The sequence below is a fragment of the Brachybacterium aquaticum genome, assembly GCF_014204755.1.
GTDB classification, from domain to species: domain Bacteria; phylum Actinomycetota; class Actinomycetes; order Actinomycetales; family Dermabacteraceae; genus Brachybacterium; species Brachybacterium aquaticum.
This window is the reverse complement of the sequence record NZ_JACHLZ010000001.1, coordinates 2,208,799-2,223,841: the sequence shown is the minus strand read 5'-3', so window position 1 is coordinate 2,223,841 and position 15,043 is coordinate 2,208,799. Positions and strand designations below refer to the sequence as shown.

Genomic DNA, 15,043 nt, shown 5'->3' with positions numbered 1-15,043 from the left:
CGGTTCAGGAGCTGCGGCGCACGGCGCCGTCCTCGACGACGACCCGCACCTCGGGGAGATGGCGGGTGGCGGGGCCGTTCAGCACCTCGCCGGTGGCCGCGTCGAAGCGGGAGCCGTGGCAGGGGCAGTCCAGCTCCTCGCCCTCCTGGCTGAGCGCGCAGCCGTTGTGGGTGCAGTAGCCGGAGTAGGCGGTGAGGTCCTCGCCGCTGCCGCGCACCAGGAGCACGAACGGCTCCTGCCCGCCGAAGTTCACCAGGGTCGAGGCGTTCTCCGGCACCTCGTCCAGAGAGATCTCGCCGTCCGACGCGCGCAGCGGCTCGGCCGTGCCGAAGCCCTGGTCGTCCGGGGCGCACGCGGCGAGGCCGCCGAGCCCGGCCGCGGTGGCGGGCAGCAGGAGGGCGTGGCGGCGGGAGAGGCAGGGGCGTTCCATGCACGACAGGATAGTCAGCGCCGTGAGCGGGGGCGCTCAGGCGCGGGCGGGTGTGACGGCCGCGACGGGGTGCCGCCGGGCTCGGGCGGCGACGTTGCGCCTCAGCCGCTGCGCCTCAGACCTCGGCCGCCTCGATCTCGCGGGGATCCCAGGTGAGGATGCCGTCCGCGCGCCAGCCGCGGTCGCGCACCGCGTCCAGCGCCTCCCGGCGCCGGGCCGGGGTGAGGCGATCCAGGTACAGCGACCCCTCGAGGTGGTCGACCTCGTGCTGGAGGGCGCGAGCGAGCACGCCGCCCTCGTCCTCGACCACGACCTCGTTCCCCTCCAGGTCCGTGCCGGTGACGCGGGCGCCCCGGTGACGGGCGGTGGGGAAGCCCTCGCCGGGCACGGACAGGCAGCCCTCGAGGGTCTCCTCGTCGAGCTCCAGCCCGCCGAACCGCTCCAGGACGGGGTTGATCACCACGCCGCGGCGGAGCGTGCCCTCCGCGTCGGGGCACGAGTACACGAACAGCCGCCAGCGCGAGCCGACCTGCGGAGCGGCGAGGCCCGCGCCGCTGGCCGCGTCGTTGGTCTCGAACATGTCCGCGACCAGGGTGCGGAGCTCGTCGGTGACCTCGCGGACCCTCCGGGTGCGCTGGGCGAGGGCGCGGTGGCCGACGATGGTGATCGGGCGGACGGTCATGCGGAGGTCTCTCCTCGACTGGGCGGGTCGGCGGGCTGGTCATCGGGCACGGGCTGGCCTTCGGGCGCGGGCTCATCGTCCGACGGGAGCGGGTCGCTGGTGACGCGATGGTGCTCGGGCGGGTTCACGGCCAGCGGGTTGCGGGCGTCGACGATCCAGGGGCTGCGCTCGCGGACCAGGGGCTCGCCGCTGCGGGCGGCCTCGGCGACCTCGCGGCCCAGCTCCTCGGCCTCGGCGGCGTCGGCCGCGAGGAAGTCCAGGGTGTGGGTCGCGTGCGGTGCGAGCACGATGTGGTGCCAGGCGTCGAGCCCGGTCGCGATCTGCCGGGCGCGGAGGAACTCGGCGTCCAGTGCCGCGCCGGTGATCACCACGATGTTCGACACCCACATCAGCAGCAGGATCGCGATGAGGCCGTTCAGGACGGTCAGCACCTCGGCGAAGCGGGTCGCGTAGACCATGAGCCGTCCCGCGAGCAGCGCGGTGCCGAAGAGGGTGAGCACGCTCAGGGTGGAGCCGAGCGTCATCAGCCGGTAGCGGGGCAGGCGGACGTTCGGGAAGAGGTAGTAGGCCAGCGACACCCCGATGGTCAGGATGACCAGCAGGATCGGCCACTTCACGACGTTCCAGGCATGGAAGGCGAAGCTGGGGATGCCGATGAACTCGCCGATCCGCTGGCTGGCTTCGCCGCCCATGATGATCATGCCGATCGCCAGCAGCACCACGGCGACGATCAGCACCGTCTCGCCGAACACGATGGTGCGGAACCACAGGAAGGGCCGACCCTCACGGGTGTCGTAGACGCGGTGCAGGGCGCGGTGGAAGGCGGCGACGCCGTTGGAGGCCGAGATCAGCGAGCCGAGCGTGCCCAGCAGCAGCCCGAGCACGCCGCCCGAGGTGGAGGAGACCGCCTGGATCGCCCCGATGTAGGGCCGGGGGTCCAGCGTCGGGAAGATCTCGGTGATCAGGCCCGAGAGCGCCTGGAGCGTCTCGGTCTCCACGCCGATCAGGGACATCATCGACACGCCCGCGACCGCGCCGGGGAACAGCGACAGCAGCAGGTAGAAGGTCATCGTCCCGGCCACGTCCCACACCTGGATGTCCAGCAGGCGCATCCGCACCCGGTTCAGGACGTGCAGGATGCTCAGCCGGGGCCGGTCGAGCTCGACCTGCGGCCGGGGCCGGCGCGGACGGGATGCGGTCACCGTGGAGCTGCTCCGAGGGTCGAGGGCGGGGCCGGGACCGCGGACGTCGGCCCGGCAGGGCGGGGCGCCCTGATCGGGCGCTGTGGAGCCTAGTCCACCCCGCCGCCCGCGCCCCGCCGCCGCGACGCGCCGATCAGCTCTCGTCGATGATGTCGTCCGGGTCGCTGGCCACCGGGAACTCCCACGGATCGTCCGGGTCGCCCGGCACGAAGGAGGTCATGATCGAGCCGTCGGCACGGGCATCGCCGAGGCCGACGGGCCTGGCCAGCACCGCATCGTCCAGCAGCGGACCCTGGTCTGCGAGGGGCACGGAGACCCCGTCGGCCGTGATCCGCACCCGCTCCCCGCGCACCGAGATCTCGAGCTCCTCCCCGGTCTCGAGCGTGAAGGAGATCTCCTCCTTCACCAGCCGCACCCGGAAGCGGGAGCCGCGCACCGTGAGCGGGAAGGCGAGCTCGGGCCAGTCCGCGGGCAGGCGCGGGTCGAAGGAGATCTCCCCGTCCTCGTGGCGCATGCCGCCGAAGCCGTGGACCAGCGCGTTCCACACACCGCCGGCCGAGGCGATGTGCACGCCGTCGGCGGTGTTGTGGTGGAGGTTCGCGATGTCGACGAAGAGTCCCGCGCGGAAGTAGTCCAGCGCCGCCTTCTGGTGGCCGACCTCCGCCGCCATGATCGACTGCACCACGGCCGAGAGGGACGAGTCACCGGTGGTGATCGGGTCGTAGTACTCGAAGTCGGCGCGCTTCTCCTCCGCGGTGAACTCGCTGCCGCGCAGGAACTCCGCGAGCACCACGTCGGCCTGCTTGAGCACCTGGAAGCGGTAGATCACCAGCGGGTGGTAGTGCAGCAGCAGCGGGAACGCCTCTTCCGGCGTGCTGGCCACGTCCCAGATCTCCCGCTCCAGGAAGCGGTCCTCCTGGAGGTGGATGCCGAGGGACTCGTCCTTGGCCACGAACATGCCGTCCGCGCAGGCGTCCCACTGCTCCAGCTCGCCCTCGTCGAGCTCGAGCTCGATGCGCATCGCATCGTAGGCGGCGGGGTCGGCCTCGCGCAGCTCGCGCACCGCCCGGGCGGCGCGGCGCAGGTTGAATCGGGCCATGACGTTGGTGAACAGGTTGTTGTTCACGACGGTCGTGTACTCGTCGGGGCCGGTGACGCCGTTGATGTGGAAGCTGGCCCGCCCCTCGGCAGTGACCCTCCAGAAGCCGAGGTCCGACCACATGCGTGCGGTCTCCACCAGCACCAGCACCCCGTCGCGGTGCTGGAACTCCATGTCGCCCGTGACGTCCACGTACTGGCTGAAGGCGTAGGAGACGTCCGCGTCGATGTGGTACTGCGCGGTGCCGGCGGCGTAGTAGGCCGAGGCCTCGTCGCCGTTGATGGTGCGCCAGGGGAACAGCGCACCGCGCTGGTTCAGCTCCCGGGCGCGCTCACGGGCGTTGGGCAGCATGTTGGTGCGGAAGCGCAAGGCGTTGCGCGCCCAGCGCGGCTGGGTGAACGTGAGGAACGGGACCACGTAGATCTCGCTGTCCCAGAAGTAGTGGCCCTCGTAGCCGGAGCCGGTCACGCCCTTGGCGGGGATGCCCCACTGGTCCGAGCGGGCGGTGGCCTGGGCGAGCTGGAACAGGCACCAGCGGGTGGCCTGCTGGGCGGCGGGCTGGCCGGGCAGCTGGACGTCCGAGCTCTCCCAGAAGGCCGCGAGGTAGTCGCGCTGTTCGGCGTGATGGTGCTCGAAGCCGTGCGCCCGCACCCGGTCCAGGGTGCGGCGGCAGCGGTCGAACAGCTCCCGATGGGGGACCGAGCGGGAGGAGTGGTAGGCCACGGACTTGCGCACCGTGAGCGAGGTGCCCTCCTCGAGGTGGGCCCGGATCACCTGCCGTCCGAGATCGACGGAGGTGTCCACCAGCTGCTCGACCTCGACGTCGGACTCCACCTGGTGGTCCGCGCCGACGGCGAGGGTCATGCCCGAGCGCGCCACCCGGTAGCCCAGCAGCATCCGCCGCTCGGAGTGCCAGTCCTGCAGCGGCTCGAGCACGCGATGGGTGAAGGCGGTGGTCTGGCGCGGATCGGCCTTATCGGTGATGGGGCCGCCGGCGACGCCCTTGCCAAAGTCGTCCAGGAAGTCCTCGCGGTTGATGATCTGCGAGGAGACCGCGATCGGGGCGGAGCCCTCGAGCATCTCCACCCGCAGGGTCATCAGGGCCAGGTGCCGCTGCTCGAAGGAGACCATGCGCGAGGTGGAGACCTTCACCCGCTTCCCGGCCGGGGTGCGCCAGATCAGCTCGCGGCGCAGCACCCCCTCGCGGAAGTCGATCCAGCGCTCGTACTCCTCGAGATCCGCGATCGACAGCAGCAGCGGCTCGTCGTCCACGTACAGCTTCAGCACCGACGAGTCGGGCACCGAGATCATCGTCTGGCCGGTGCGGGCGAAGCCGTACGCGGACTCGGCGTGGTTGATGTCCCAGGTCTCGTGGAAGCCGTTGAGGAAGGTGCCGTGGTGCTCGGCGTCGCGACCCTCCTCGGGGGTGCCGCGCATGCCCATGTAGCCGTTGGCGGTGGCGAAGAGGGTCTCCATCAGGCCCAGGTCGCCGTTCGGGCGGGACTCGACCAGGCGCCACTCGTCCACGGGCAGGCGGGTGCGGTCCACCGGATCGGTGGGCACGGAGCGCAGGCGGGTCATGCGAGCTCCTCGAGGTCGGCCACGACGAGCGTGGCGCCGGCATCGGTCAGGGCCTGGGCGCCCGCACCGCGGTCCACGCCGACCACGGCGCCGAAGCCGCCGGCCGCACCGGCCGCGACACCGGAGACCGCATCCTCGTAGACCACCGCGTCCGACGGGTCGACGCCCAGCAGGGCGGCGGCGCGCAGGAAGGTGTCCGGCGCGGGCTTGCCGGGCATGCCCTCGCGAGCTGCGACGTTCCCGTCGACGACGTGCTCGAAGCGGTCGCTCAGCCCGGCGCCGCGCAGCACCTCCTCGGCGTTGCGGGAGGAGGAGACGATCGCGAGGCGCGCCCCCTCGGGCAGGGCGTCGAGGTAGGCGACGGTGCCGGGGTAGGGGGCGACGCCCTCTTCCCGCAGCAGCTCCAGGACCTCGTCGTTCTTGCGGTTGCCGAGACCGCGCACGGTCTCCTCGCCCTGGGGTTGGTCGCCGGGGTCGGAGTCCTCGCCCTCGGGGATCGAGATCCCTCGGGACTCGAGGAAGCCGCGCACCCCGTCGTAGCGGGGACGGCCGTCGACGTGGGCGAAGTAGTCGGCGTCGGTGTACGGCTCGGCGATGCCGCGGGAGGCGAGGAAGCCGTCGAACATCGAGGCCCAGGCGCGCATGTGCACCTCGGCGGTCGGGGTGATCACGCCGTCCAGGTCGAACAGGTGCGCCGTGAGCTCGGTCGGTCGGGAGGTTTGCGGTGAAGTCACGCGCCCATGCTACGAGGGCGTCTGCGACGGGTCACGCCCGGGGAGGCGGACCCGGGGCCGTGGGTGGGGCGAGGCCAGGCGTGAGGCACGCCTCGCCGCCGGGCGTCCACGACGCGCTCCATCCCATGGCACGGGTCCCGCCGCTGGGCTACTCTGCGGATGTCCGCGCCCGTGCGAGCGCACCGGTGCGGAGCGGCTGCGATCCTTCTGAGGAGAAGATGACTGTCACCGAGTCGCTGCCCGCCCTCGAGGCGGTGCGTCGAGAACTCGAGATCGACGAACGGGCCCCGGGCGGCCACCCGCAGGTGCGGGTCGTGCTCACCCTCTCCACCAACCTGGACCTGGCCCCGGCACAGCTGTGGCCCCTGCTCACCCGGCCCGCGGAGCTCGGCTCCTGGTATGGCCGGGTCGACGGGGACCTGCACGAGGGCGGGCGCTTCACCGCGCCGCGCGGTGCGAGCGGGAGCATCCTGGAGGTCGAGGAGCCCCATCGTCTGAGCCTCGTGTGGGAGCAGGAAGGCGCCCAGGACCTGCTCCTGCTGCGCCTGGACCCCGAGGACGACGGCACCACCCTCCTGCGCCTGCGCCAGACGGCGCTCGTGGACCGCGAGCGCTTCGACCAGGAGGGCCCCGGGTCCCTCGCCCTGCACTGGGAGCTCGCGCTGCTGGCCCTGGTGGCCCGCACCGACGGGTGGCGCACCGGCTGCCTCACCGAGGTGCCGGTGCCCACGGCCGAGTGGCAGCGCAGCGAGGAGGGGCGCCGCTACCTGCGCGCCTGGTCCGTGCGCTGGGCGGCCGAGGCCGTCGCCGCCGGGATGGATGAGGACGCCGCCCGCCGCACCGAGTCCGAGATCGCGGGCGCCGGGCTGGCCGACTGACCGGAGAGGTCGACCCGCGGGCCGCGAAGGCCCGTCGGCCGCGAAGGCTCGTCGGACACGCAGGTCCGTCGGCCGACGGGAGTCGTCCCGACCTCGCCCGCGTCCGGCGGGCGGAACTCTTTGCCCCGGCTCACGACCCGGTGACACACTGCGGCGGTGACCTCTCCTGCGCCCGCTCCCCGCCCCCGGGACGGACGCACCCCCGCGCAGGTGCTGCGCGGGCTCACCCCGTCGGTCTACGCCCCGAGCCTGCTGGAGTTCATCGGCCTGGCCGCGCTGATGCCCGTCATCCCGCTGCTCGCCCGCGACCTCGGGTTCTCCGTCCCGCAGGCCGCGGCGCTGTCGACCATCTTCGGCCTCGCCTCCTTCCTCGGACCGATCCCTGCCGGGCGGATGATCACGGCGCTTGGCGCCCGCGCCTCCCTCGTCCTCACCGGCTGCCTGCTCGTTGTGGTCAACGTCCTCGCCTTCGTCCTGATCGCGCCCGCGCTCGGCGGGGGCGGCGACGCGCTGCACCGGGGTGCGCTCATCGGACTGCTGTTCGTGATGGCGGCGAGCACCCAGGTGTGGCAGCTGGGACGCCAGGCCTACCTCGGCACTGCCCTGCCTCCCACCATGCGCGCCCGCGGCATGACCCTCTTCGGCGGCGTGATCCGGCTGGGGGAGATCCTCGGCCCGCTGGTCGGCGCGGTGGTCATGACGGTGGGGAACATGGCCTGGGTCTTCCTGCTCTTCGCCGTCACCGCCGCAATCGCCACCGTCATGGTCGCCGTGTTCCTCCCGCCCGGGGAGGCGCGCCCCAGCGCCTCGCGGGAGCAGTCACGGGCCGAGGGCTCACCGGCCCGTCGGCCCCGCACCGAGGCGAAGGTGCGCCTGGACCGTGCGGTGCTGGGGCGGATGGTCGCCGTGGGCCTCGGGATCTCGCCGGTGATGATGGCGCGGGTGAACCGGCCCGTGATCGTGCCGCTGCTGGGGGAGGCGCTGGGCCTGGACCCGGTGTGGATCTCCATCGTGTTCGGCATCAGCGCCGCGCTCGAGATCCTCATGGTGCTGCCGGCCGGCACCCTCATGGACCGCTTCGGCCGCGCCGCCGTCGCCGTCCCGTGCGCGCTCGTGATGGGCGTCGGGTTCCTGCTGCTCGCGCTCATGGGGACCACCCTGGAGGGCGGCGGCACCACCGCCGCGGTCCTCGCCCTGCTGGTGCCGAGCCTGCTGATCGGGCTCGGCAACGGGCTCGGCTCGGGGATCGTGATGACCCTCGGGATCGACGTGTCCCCGGTGCACGGCCGCACCGGCTACCTCGCCTGGTGGAACACCATGCTCGGCGCGGGCCGGCTCGCCGCGCCGCTGATCGTCACGGGCATCACCCTGGTCGCGCCCGTCGCCGCGGCCGGTGCCGCCACCGGTGCGCTGTGCCTGGCGGGCGGGCTCTGGCTCGCACGCACGCTGCCCCGCGTCACACCGTCCGGGGGGACCCGGAGGCGCTGACGCGGGGCAGCGTGGAGGGGGAACGGCCGCACCGCTCGCGCGGTGGCCGGCTCAGGCGATGATGCCGCTCAGGCGGCGGTGTCGACCAGCGCGTTCTCGGCGGTGGTCTGCAGCAGCTCGGAGGCCTCGTCGCGGGAGACCGCGCGGGCGATCGCGATCTCGGAGGCCAGCGGGTCGATGGCCTGCTTGAGCAGGTTGCGCTCGGCGAGGCTGGACGGGGTGCCGCCGGAGTCGCGCATGATCGAGCGGATCACCTCGACGCGGTCGGTGAGGCGACCGGTCTGGAGCTGCATCTGCAGGGACTTGATGCGGTGCGCCCAGGAGGCCTTCTTCTCGGGGACCTCGATCGGCTCGGACAGCTGCGCGATCAGTCCGTCGATCTCCTCGTTGCCGAGGATGGGGCGGAGCCCGATGACGTCCTTGCCGTCGGCAGGGACGGAGATCCGCATCTCGTCACCGATCACCTCGAGGTCGACGTAGGACCGTTCGGTCCCGCGGACCGTGCGGGTGCAGGTGGAGACGATGCGCACCGGCCCGTGGACGGGGTGGGTGAGCACGTCACCGGTCTTCGGGACGGTGGTGTCGACAGCGGCATCGGCAACGGACAAGGGGTACCTCCTCGATGGACCAGCGCACCACCGGCACCCCGGCCCTGGTGGGGTCGGGGCGGACGCCCAGCATCACAGCGCCCCGATCCATGGTCGGGGCGGAGGGCTGGGGGAACGACTCGAGTGGCGTTCGACCTGCAGGAACAGGCGACGACACCTGCGATGGCACCGCACCATTCTCTCACGGATCTGACAGCAGATCCAGAGCGTGACGTCTCCGGCTACATCACACCGGACTGCTGGTGACGGCGGCGCGCCGAGGGGTCCGGAGGTCCCGAACGGTGGGTGGTGTTGGATGGGGTCATGCCGCGCCGTCGCCCCTCCCGCTCTCCCGAGACCGAGCACCCGCTGGTCCGCTTCGACGAGGTCGGGGTGGTGCGCGACGGGATCGTGCTCCTGCTCGAGGCCAGCGGCACGGTGGACGCGGGGGAGACGCTGGCCGTGACCGGGCCGAACGGCGCGGGGAAGACGACGCTGCTGCGCGTTCTGGCCGGGCTGTGGACCCCGACGGCCGGCACCGTGCGGATCGCCGGGAGGGAGCCGGACGACCGCGACCGGCGGGTCCGCGCCGACCTCGCCGCGCTCATCGGACCCCCGCAGACCGCCCGGGACCTCACCGTCGTCGAACATCTCCAGTTCGTCGGGGCGACCTGGGGGACCCCGGCCGACGAGGCCCGGCGGAAGGCTGAGGCGCTGCTCGACCGGCTCACGCTCTCCCACCTCGCGATGCGCTTCCCGCACGAGCTCTCGAGCGGCCAGACCCAGCTGCTCGCCCTCGCCCTGACGCTCGCCCGGCCCGGGCGCGTTCTCCTCCTGGACGAACCGGAGCAACGACTGGACGAGGAGCGCCTCGGCCTGGTGATCGATCTGCTCCGCGAGCGGACCGGGGCCGGCACCGCGCTCGTGATGGCAACCCACAGTCCTCGGCTCGTCGAGGAGCTCGCGACCTCGCGGCTCCACCTCGAGGAGGCGGCGGCGTGAGCAGCGATCTGCAGGCCGTCAGGGAGGTCTGGGCCACCCGCTCCCGCGCCCGCACAGGCGGAGAGATCCTCTACCTCCTGTACGTCGGGGTGCTGAGCGTGCTGATCTTCGGCCTCCCCGCGCTGCGCTCGGCCGGGAACGCACTCGCCCGCCCCGATGTGCTGCCCTGGCTCCGGGCCGCGGACTCGGGGACGTGGGTGGTCGCGGGCGCTCTCGCCGTCGCAGGAGCACTGGTGATGCTCGGGGCCGTGCGCGGGCCCGCACTGCTTGCCCCCTTCTTCACCGCGACCCTCGCCTCCAGCAGGATCCGGCGCCGGGACGTGCTGTGGCGGCCGCTGCTGCGGGCCCTGCTCGTCCCGCTGCTCGGGAGCGTGGTCCTCGCGGCGTTGGTCGGTGCGACGCTCGTCAGCGCCGGGAGTGCGACCGCCGCTGCGGTGGTGTGGGCTGTGCCGGCCGCGGTCGGCACGGGCCTGCTGCTGGGCTGCGCCTGGCTGGTGGGAGAGGTGCTGCCGGCGGTGCCACGCCGGCTGACGGCCGCCGCCCTCCTCCTCGCAGCCGTGCTCTGCGCGGTGTTCCCGGTCCTCGCCGGACCCGGCGCGCTGCTCGCGGCGGATGTGCCGGTCGCGGCCCGGTCGCTCTGCCTCCTCGCCGCCGGTCTCCTCGGCCTCGCCGTGAGCATCCCCTCGCTCGATCGGATCCGCGGTCAGGTGCTGGCGGAGCAGTCGACGCGCTGGGAGACCGCGGCGACCATCGCCACGACGGGGGACATGGTCAGCGCGTCCGGGATGTTCCGCTCGCCCCCGTCGGCAGGGCGTCGCCTGCCCGCGGTCGGGGGTGGGCCGCTCGCGATGGTCTTCGCCCGCCGCGATGCCTTCGCCTGGCTGCGCAGCCCGGAGCGTCTGGTGATCGGTATCGGGCTGGGGCTGACCTCGGCCGTGGCGCTGGCCGCCAGCGGTCTCGTCACCGGCCCGGTCGCCTGGACCGTGGCCCTGCTCGGCGGTGCGGGCCTGTGGGCGGCGTCGGGGGTGTTCGTGGACGGCATCCGCCACGGGGTCCACACGCTCGGAGCGCCGCCGCTGTTCGGTCCGGGGGCCGGGGAGCAGGTTCTCCTGCACGCGCTCGCGCCGACGGTGATGCTGTCCGTCCTCGCCGTGCTCGGCGGGGTGGTGCCGGGACTGCTGTCAGGGGCGGAGGCGCCGGGCGGGGCGCTGCTCCCGCTCGCTCTCGTCCCCGTGCTGGTGGCGGGACGGGCACGCGATGCGGCGAAGGGCCCCTTGCCGCTGATCCTCATCACCCCGATGCCCACGCCCCAGGGAGACATGGCGGTGCTGCCGATGCTGGCCTGGCAGTCCGACGCGATCCTCCTGGCGCTGGTGGCGACCGCGGTGCTCGTGGTGCTCGTGCCGCACGGCATCGGGGCGGTCCTCGTCGGGACGCTGACGATGACCGTGCTCACCGCACTCATGGCGGTGCGGCGCCTGCGCGCGCTGCGCGACTGACCCGGGCGCCGCCCGTCGGCCCGTCGGTTCAGTCGCGAGGATGCGCGGCGATGACCTCGCCGAGCCGCCCGATCGCGTCCTCGATGACCTCGGGGGAGTGGGTGACGAAGCTCAGCCGCATCGTGGAGCGGTCGGGGTTGTCGGCGAAGAAGGACCAGCCCGGCAGGTAGGCGACGCCGGCGTCGACGGCCGCGGGGAGCATCTCCTGGGCGTCGTAGCCCTCGCCGAGCGCCGCCCACAGGAACATGCCGCCCTCGGGGTGGGTGACGTGCGCGCCCCCCGGCAGGATCGGGGCGATCGCGCGGGCCATCGCATCGCGGCGCTCGCGGTAGATCCCGCTGACCGTCGCGACGTGCCCGTCGAGGTCCGCGGTCTCGAGGTACCGGGCGACCGTCAGCTGGTCCACCACGGAGGACTGCATGGAGATCGCGGCCTTCGCCACCGCCAGGGTGTCCAGGATCGCGCCCTCGGCCCGCATCCAGCCGATCCGCACGCCGGGGCTCATCAGCTTGCTCATCGAGTTCAGCAGGATGGTGCGCTCGCCCATCCCGGGCAGCGCCGCGATCGGTGCCCAGGTGCTGCCGGTGAAGCTCAGCGCCCCGTAGGGGTCGTCCTCGATCAGCGGCACCCCGGTGCGCAGCAGCACGTCCGCGACAGCGCGGCGCCGCTCGATCGGCATGGTGCGCCCGGTGGGGTTCTGGAAGGTGGGGATCAGGTAGACCATCTTGGGGTGATGGGTGCGGATCGCCTCCTCGAGCGCCTCCGCGATCACGCCGTCGTCGTCGGTGTCCACGCCGATCATCCGCGCGCCGTGCACCGAGAAGGCCTGCACCGCGGCGAGGTAGGTCGGGGACTCCACGAGCACCACGTCACCGGGCTCGAGCAGGGCCTGGGCGACGACGAACAGCCCCTCCTGCGAGCCGGACGTGACCCGGATCTGCGAGGCGTCGGTGGGCAGGTCGCGGGACAGCCGGCGCGCCGCCTGCTCGCGCAGCTCGATCTCGCCCTCGCTGACCCCGTACTGCAGGGCGCGGTGCCCCTGATGGGAGAGCACCCAGTCGTAGCAGGCGGTGACGTCCTCGAGCGCGAACAGCTCCGGGTCGGGGATGCCGCCGGCGAAGGAGACGACGCCCTCGAGCGCGGCCATCGCGAAGATGTCCTTCAGCGGCGAGGACTCCATCCCGGCGTAGCGGGCGGCGACGGGGAAGCGGAACGGGGCGGTCATCGGGGGCGTGGTCATCGCTCCATCGTGTCACGCGAGGGCGGCGCCCTCGAGGAGCAGCAGTGCCTGTTTCGTCTCGATCCCGCCGGCGTACCCGGTCATCGCGCCGTCCGCGGCGAGGACCCGGTGGCAGGGCACCACGATCGACAGCGGATTGCGCCCGACGGCCGCGCCGACCGCCTGGGAGGCCCGGGGCCGGCCGAGCTCCCGCGCGATCCCGCCGTAGGTGGTGGTCTCCCCGCGCGGGATGGCGCGCAGCAGGCGCCACACCTCCTGCTGGAAGTCGGTGCCGTGCGGGGCCAGCGGCAGGTCGAAGTCCTCGCGCTCGCCGGCGAGGTAGGCGAGCAGCTGGCGCTCCGCCGTATCCAGCAGCGGGTCGGTCCCGCCCGCCGCCTCGCCCAGGCGCTCCGGGCGCGGCGGATGGGACTGGTCGCGACGCCACACGCCGGTGAGGGCCTCGCCCTCGGCGGCCAGCACGTAGTCGCCGAGCGGGGTGGTCACCCAGCGGTGGCGCGGGGCGGTGGTGGGGGTCATGGGCGAGGTCCTTCCTCGGGGAGGTCGGTGCGGGGTGGGAGGTCGGTGCGGACTCTTCGGTCTGCGCGGTCGATGTGGTTGGTGCGATCGGTGCTGCCGGTGCGAGGGGCAGGGTGCGGCCGACGGTCGCCGCGCAGCGAGGCCTGGTGGTGCCACAGGTGCAGCGTCGCGTAGGACCGCCACGGCGAGGCGGCGGCCAGCGACGCCTGGAGCCCGGGGTGGTCCTCGGCGAGGCCCAGGTCGCGGGCGGCGGCGAGCAGGGCCGCGTCCCTCGCGGGGGAGAGGTCCACGGCCCGCACGGTGCGCAGCAGCGCATAGTCCGCGGTCCACGGGCCCACGCCGCGCAGAGCCAGCAGCTCCTCGCGCAGCGCACCGACCGGCAGGGTCGGATCCAGCGCCTGCGCCGCAGGGACCGCGACGGCCAGTGCCTCGCGGCGGGCGCCGGGGCCGCGGAACCACTCCGCCGCCGATGCGGCGGCGAGGACGGGGTCCACCGGCAGGCGGTGCACCCCTGCACTTCGCATCCCCGCGGGCAGCTCCTCGGTGTGCAGGTCGGTGGCGCGGGTGATCTGCTCGCGCGCCTGGGCGGTGGTGATCTGCTGTCCCGTGATCGCCCACAACAGCGCCTCGCCGAGGTCCGGCAGGCCGGGCAGGCGCACCCCGGGCCGGTCCGCGACCAGGCCGGCGAGGGCGGGGGAGGTGCCTGCGAGGCCCTCGTCGATGCCGACGGGATCCGCGTCGAGGTCCAGCAGGCGGCGCAACAGCGCGATCGCGGCGGCATGGTCGCGCAGGTCGGCGAGGTGCAGGGTCAGCGGCAGCGGACCGTCGGCGGCGAGGTCCACCTGGGCGAGTGCAGGACCGTGGGGCAGGCTCAGCGCCCGCGTCCACCGCAGGTCCTCGAGGCTCTCCACCCCCTCCACGGCGCGGTGCGCCAACCAGTCCGCGAGCCCGGCGCCGTCGAAGGGGCGCCGCACCGCCAGGCGTGCGGTGAGCACTGCCCCGTCGGATCCGGGGCTCGCGGAGCCCCCGGCCCGCGCCCGGTCGGCCGATGCCCGGTCCTCGGGCGCCGCGGCCCGCCGGGCCCGCTCGCGCACCACCGAGGGTGCGTGGCCGTAGATGCGGGAGAAGGTGTCGTGGAACTGACGCTCGGAGCCGAAGCCCGCCGCGTGCGCGACCGTCGCGAGCGGCACGTCGGAGCCTGCGACCAGCTCGTGGGCCCGTCGCGCCCGGCGCAGCCGGGCATGGGCGAGGGCACCCGCACCGGTCCGGTCCACCAGCGCCCGGTGCAGGGTCCGCTCCGACACGGCGAGGCGCCGGGCGAGAGCCGGGACGCTCCCGTGCTCGTCCAGTGCGCCCTGCTCGATCAGGCGCAGCGCCCGCCCGGCGAGGGTGCCGGCCGGATCCGCGTCCGGACTGCCGGGCGGGGCCGTCGGCCCGCAGCGCTTGCACGCCCGGTACCCGGCGGCGACGGCCGCGGCGGCCGACGGGACGAACTCGACCCCGTCCCGCCGCGGGGTCCGTGCCGGGCAGGAGGGGCGGCAGAAGATGCCCGTCGAGCGCACGCACGTGAAGAACATGCCGTCGAACCGGGTGTCCCGCGCCCGGATCGCGGCATAGCGCTCGTCGTCGGTCATCGCTGTCATGGCTCCAGTGAACCCCCTCGCGGCCTGGGGCACCAGCGGGATCCGGTCATCGCGGCCCGGCGGCGGGACCATCGGCCGACGGAGGCCCCCGTCCCGTCTCGCCCGTCGGATCCTGCGCGCCCGCCCTGTGGAGGGGACACTGGGACGATGCGCGAGATCGAGGACGACGCGAGCGGGCCTTACGGCGACGCCCTGGTCGCACGCCTGCGCGCCGCGGGCTGCGTGGCCGCCGAGGAGGAGGCGCAGGTGCTGCGCGGCGCCGCCCGCGACGAGGCCGAGCTGGAGGAGTGGACCGCCCGGCGCTGCGCGGGGGAGTTCCTCGAGCAGGTCGTCGGGCACGTGGACCTCGCGGGGGAGCAGCTCGTCGTCGCCCCCGGCGTGTTCGTCCCCCGGCAGCGCACCGCGCTGCTGATGCGCGAAGCGCTGCGCGAGGCCCGCACCCGACCCCGCCCGGTCGTGCTC

At 73.7% G+C, this 15,043-nt stretch carries 12 protein-coding genes and 1 pseudogene; 4 read left to right on the top strand and 9 right to left on the bottom strand.

Annotated elements, in window-relative coordinates:
• Positions 1-4: 4 nt before the first annotated feature.
• The 5 genes from HNR70_RS09945 to HNR70_RS09925 form a co-directional block, all read right to left on the bottom strand.
• Positions 5-430: a Rieske (2Fe-2S) protein gene (locus HNR70_RS09945; protein WP_184325515.1), complete on the bottom strand. Its 426-nt coding sequence runs from the start codon at positions 428-430 to the stop codon at positions 5-7.
• A gap of 115 nt (positions 431-545) precedes the next feature.
• Positions 546-1,112, bottom strand: a complete 567-nt coding sequence (gene def / locus HNR70_RS09940; protein WP_184325514.1) for a peptide deformylase — start codon at positions 1,110-1,112, stop codon at positions 546-548.
• Positions 1,109-2,314, bottom strand: a complete 1,206-nt coding sequence (locus HNR70_RS09935; protein ID WP_184325513.1) for a YihY/virulence factor BrkB family protein — start codon at positions 2,312-2,314, stop codon at positions 1,109-1,111. The genes def and HNR70_RS09935 overlap by 4 nt, the downstream gene beginning before the upstream one ends.
• 133 nt (positions 2,315-2,447) lie before the next feature.
• Entirely contained in the window at positions 2,448-4,994 is a 2,547-nt protein-coding gene (locus HNR70_RS09930) for a glycoside hydrolase family 65 protein (protein WP_184325512.1), read from the bottom strand.
• Positions 4,991-5,728 (bottom strand): HAD family hydrolase, encoded by a 738-nt coding sequence (locus HNR70_RS09925; protein WP_184325511.1) that lies wholly within the window; start codon positions 5,726-5,728, stop codon positions 4,991-4,993. Before HNR70_RS09925 ends, HNR70_RS09930 begins: the two co-directional genes overlap by 4 nt.
• A 218-nt stretch (positions 5,729-5,946) precedes the next feature.
• Here HNR70_RS09925 and HNR70_RS09920 point away from each other — a divergent pair, with 218 nt between their 5' ends.
• Together HNR70_RS09920 and HNR70_RS09915 are read left to right on the top strand one after the other, a co-directional pair.
• Positions 5,947-6,606: an SRPBCC domain-containing protein gene (locus HNR70_RS09920; protein WP_184325510.1), complete on the top strand. Its 660-nt coding sequence runs from the start codon at positions 5,947-5,949 to the stop codon at positions 6,604-6,606.
• A 156-nt stretch (positions 6,607-6,762) separates the two neighbouring features.
• Positions 6,763-8,094, top strand: coding sequence for an MFS transporter (locus HNR70_RS09915; protein WP_312857629.1), 1,332 nt, complete (start codon positions 6,763-6,765; stop codon positions 8,092-8,094).
• 68 nt (positions 8,095-8,162) lie between these two features.
• Here HNR70_RS09915 and HNR70_RS09910 read toward each other — a convergent pair whose 3' ends face one another.
• A complete protein-coding gene (locus HNR70_RS09910) occupies positions 8,163-8,702 on the bottom strand; it encodes a CarD family transcriptional regulator (RefSeq protein WP_184325509.1) in 540 nt (179 codons plus the stop codon).
• A gap of 414 nt (positions 8,703-9,116) precedes the next feature.
• On the opposite strand from HNR70_RS09910, the pseudogene HNR70_RS09905 reads away from it, so the two are divergent.
• Together HNR70_RS09905 and HNR70_RS09900 are read left to right on the top strand one after the other, a co-directional pair.
• Positions 9,117-9,683: pseudogene (locus HNR70_RS09905) on the top strand (ABC transporter ATP-binding protein); the annotation flags it as partial.
• Positions 9,680-11,182, top strand: a complete 1,503-nt coding sequence (locus HNR70_RS09900; protein WP_184325507.1) for a hypothetical protein — start codon at positions 9,680-9,682, stop codon at positions 11,180-11,182. The pseudogene HNR70_RS09905 and the gene HNR70_RS09900, both read left to right, overlap by 4 nt.
• A gap of 28 nt (positions 11,183-11,210) precedes the next feature.
• On the opposite strand, the gene HNR70_RS09895 is transcribed toward HNR70_RS09900, so the two are convergent.
• Genes HNR70_RS09895 through HNR70_RS09885 form a run of 3 tightly spaced genes read right to left on the bottom strand, consistent with a single transcriptional unit; the run spans position 11,211 to position 14,581 of the window.
• On the bottom strand, positions 11,211-12,422 hold the full coding sequence (locus tag HNR70_RS09895) for an aminotransferase-like domain-containing protein (protein WP_184325506.1): 1,212 nt from the start codon (positions 12,420-12,422) through the stop codon (positions 11,211-11,213).
• 12 nt (positions 12,423-12,434) lie between these two features.
• Entirely contained in the window at positions 12,435-12,938 is a 504-nt protein-coding gene (locus HNR70_RS09890; protein ID WP_184325505.1) for a methylated-DNA--[protein]-cysteine S-methyltransferase, read from the bottom strand.
• Positions 12,935-14,581 carry an Ada metal-binding domain-containing protein gene (locus HNR70_RS09885; protein ID WP_184325504.1) on the bottom strand — a complete coding sequence of 549 codons (1,647 nt, stop codon included), beginning with the start codon at positions 14,579-14,581 and terminating at the stop codon, positions 12,935-12,937. Before HNR70_RS09885 ends, HNR70_RS09890 begins: the two co-directional genes overlap by 4 nt.
• Positions 14,582-15,043 lie beyond the last annotated feature (462 nt).

Coding starts and splice junctions, on each gene's coding strand:
- HNR70_RS09890 (WP_184325505.1), bottom strand. CDS start 12,938: ATGACCCCCACCACCGCCCCGCGCCACCGCTGGGTGACCACCCCGCTC.
- HNR70_RS09930 (WP_184325512.1), bottom strand. CDS start 4,994: ATGACCCGCCTGCGCTCCGTGCCCACCGATCCGGTGGACCGCACCCGC.
- HNR70_RS09920 (WP_184325510.1), top strand. CDS start 5,947: ATGACTGTCACCGAGTCGCTGCCCGCCCTCGAGGCGGTGCGTCGAGAA.
- def (WP_184325514.1), bottom strand. CDS start 1,112: ATGACCGTCCGCCCGATCACCATCGTCGGCCACCGCGCCCTCGCCCAG.
- HNR70_RS09895 (WP_184325506.1), bottom strand. CDS start 12,422: ATGACCACGCCCCCGATGACCGCCCCGTTCCGCTTCCCCGTCGCCGCC.
- HNR70_RS09885 (WP_184325504.1), bottom strand. CDS start 14,581: ATGACAGCGATGACCGACGACGAGCGCTATGCCGCGATCCGGGCGCGG.
- HNR70_RS09945 (WP_184325515.1), bottom strand. CDS start 430: ATGGAACGCCCCTGCCTCTCCCGCCGCCACGCCCTCCTGCTGCCCGCC.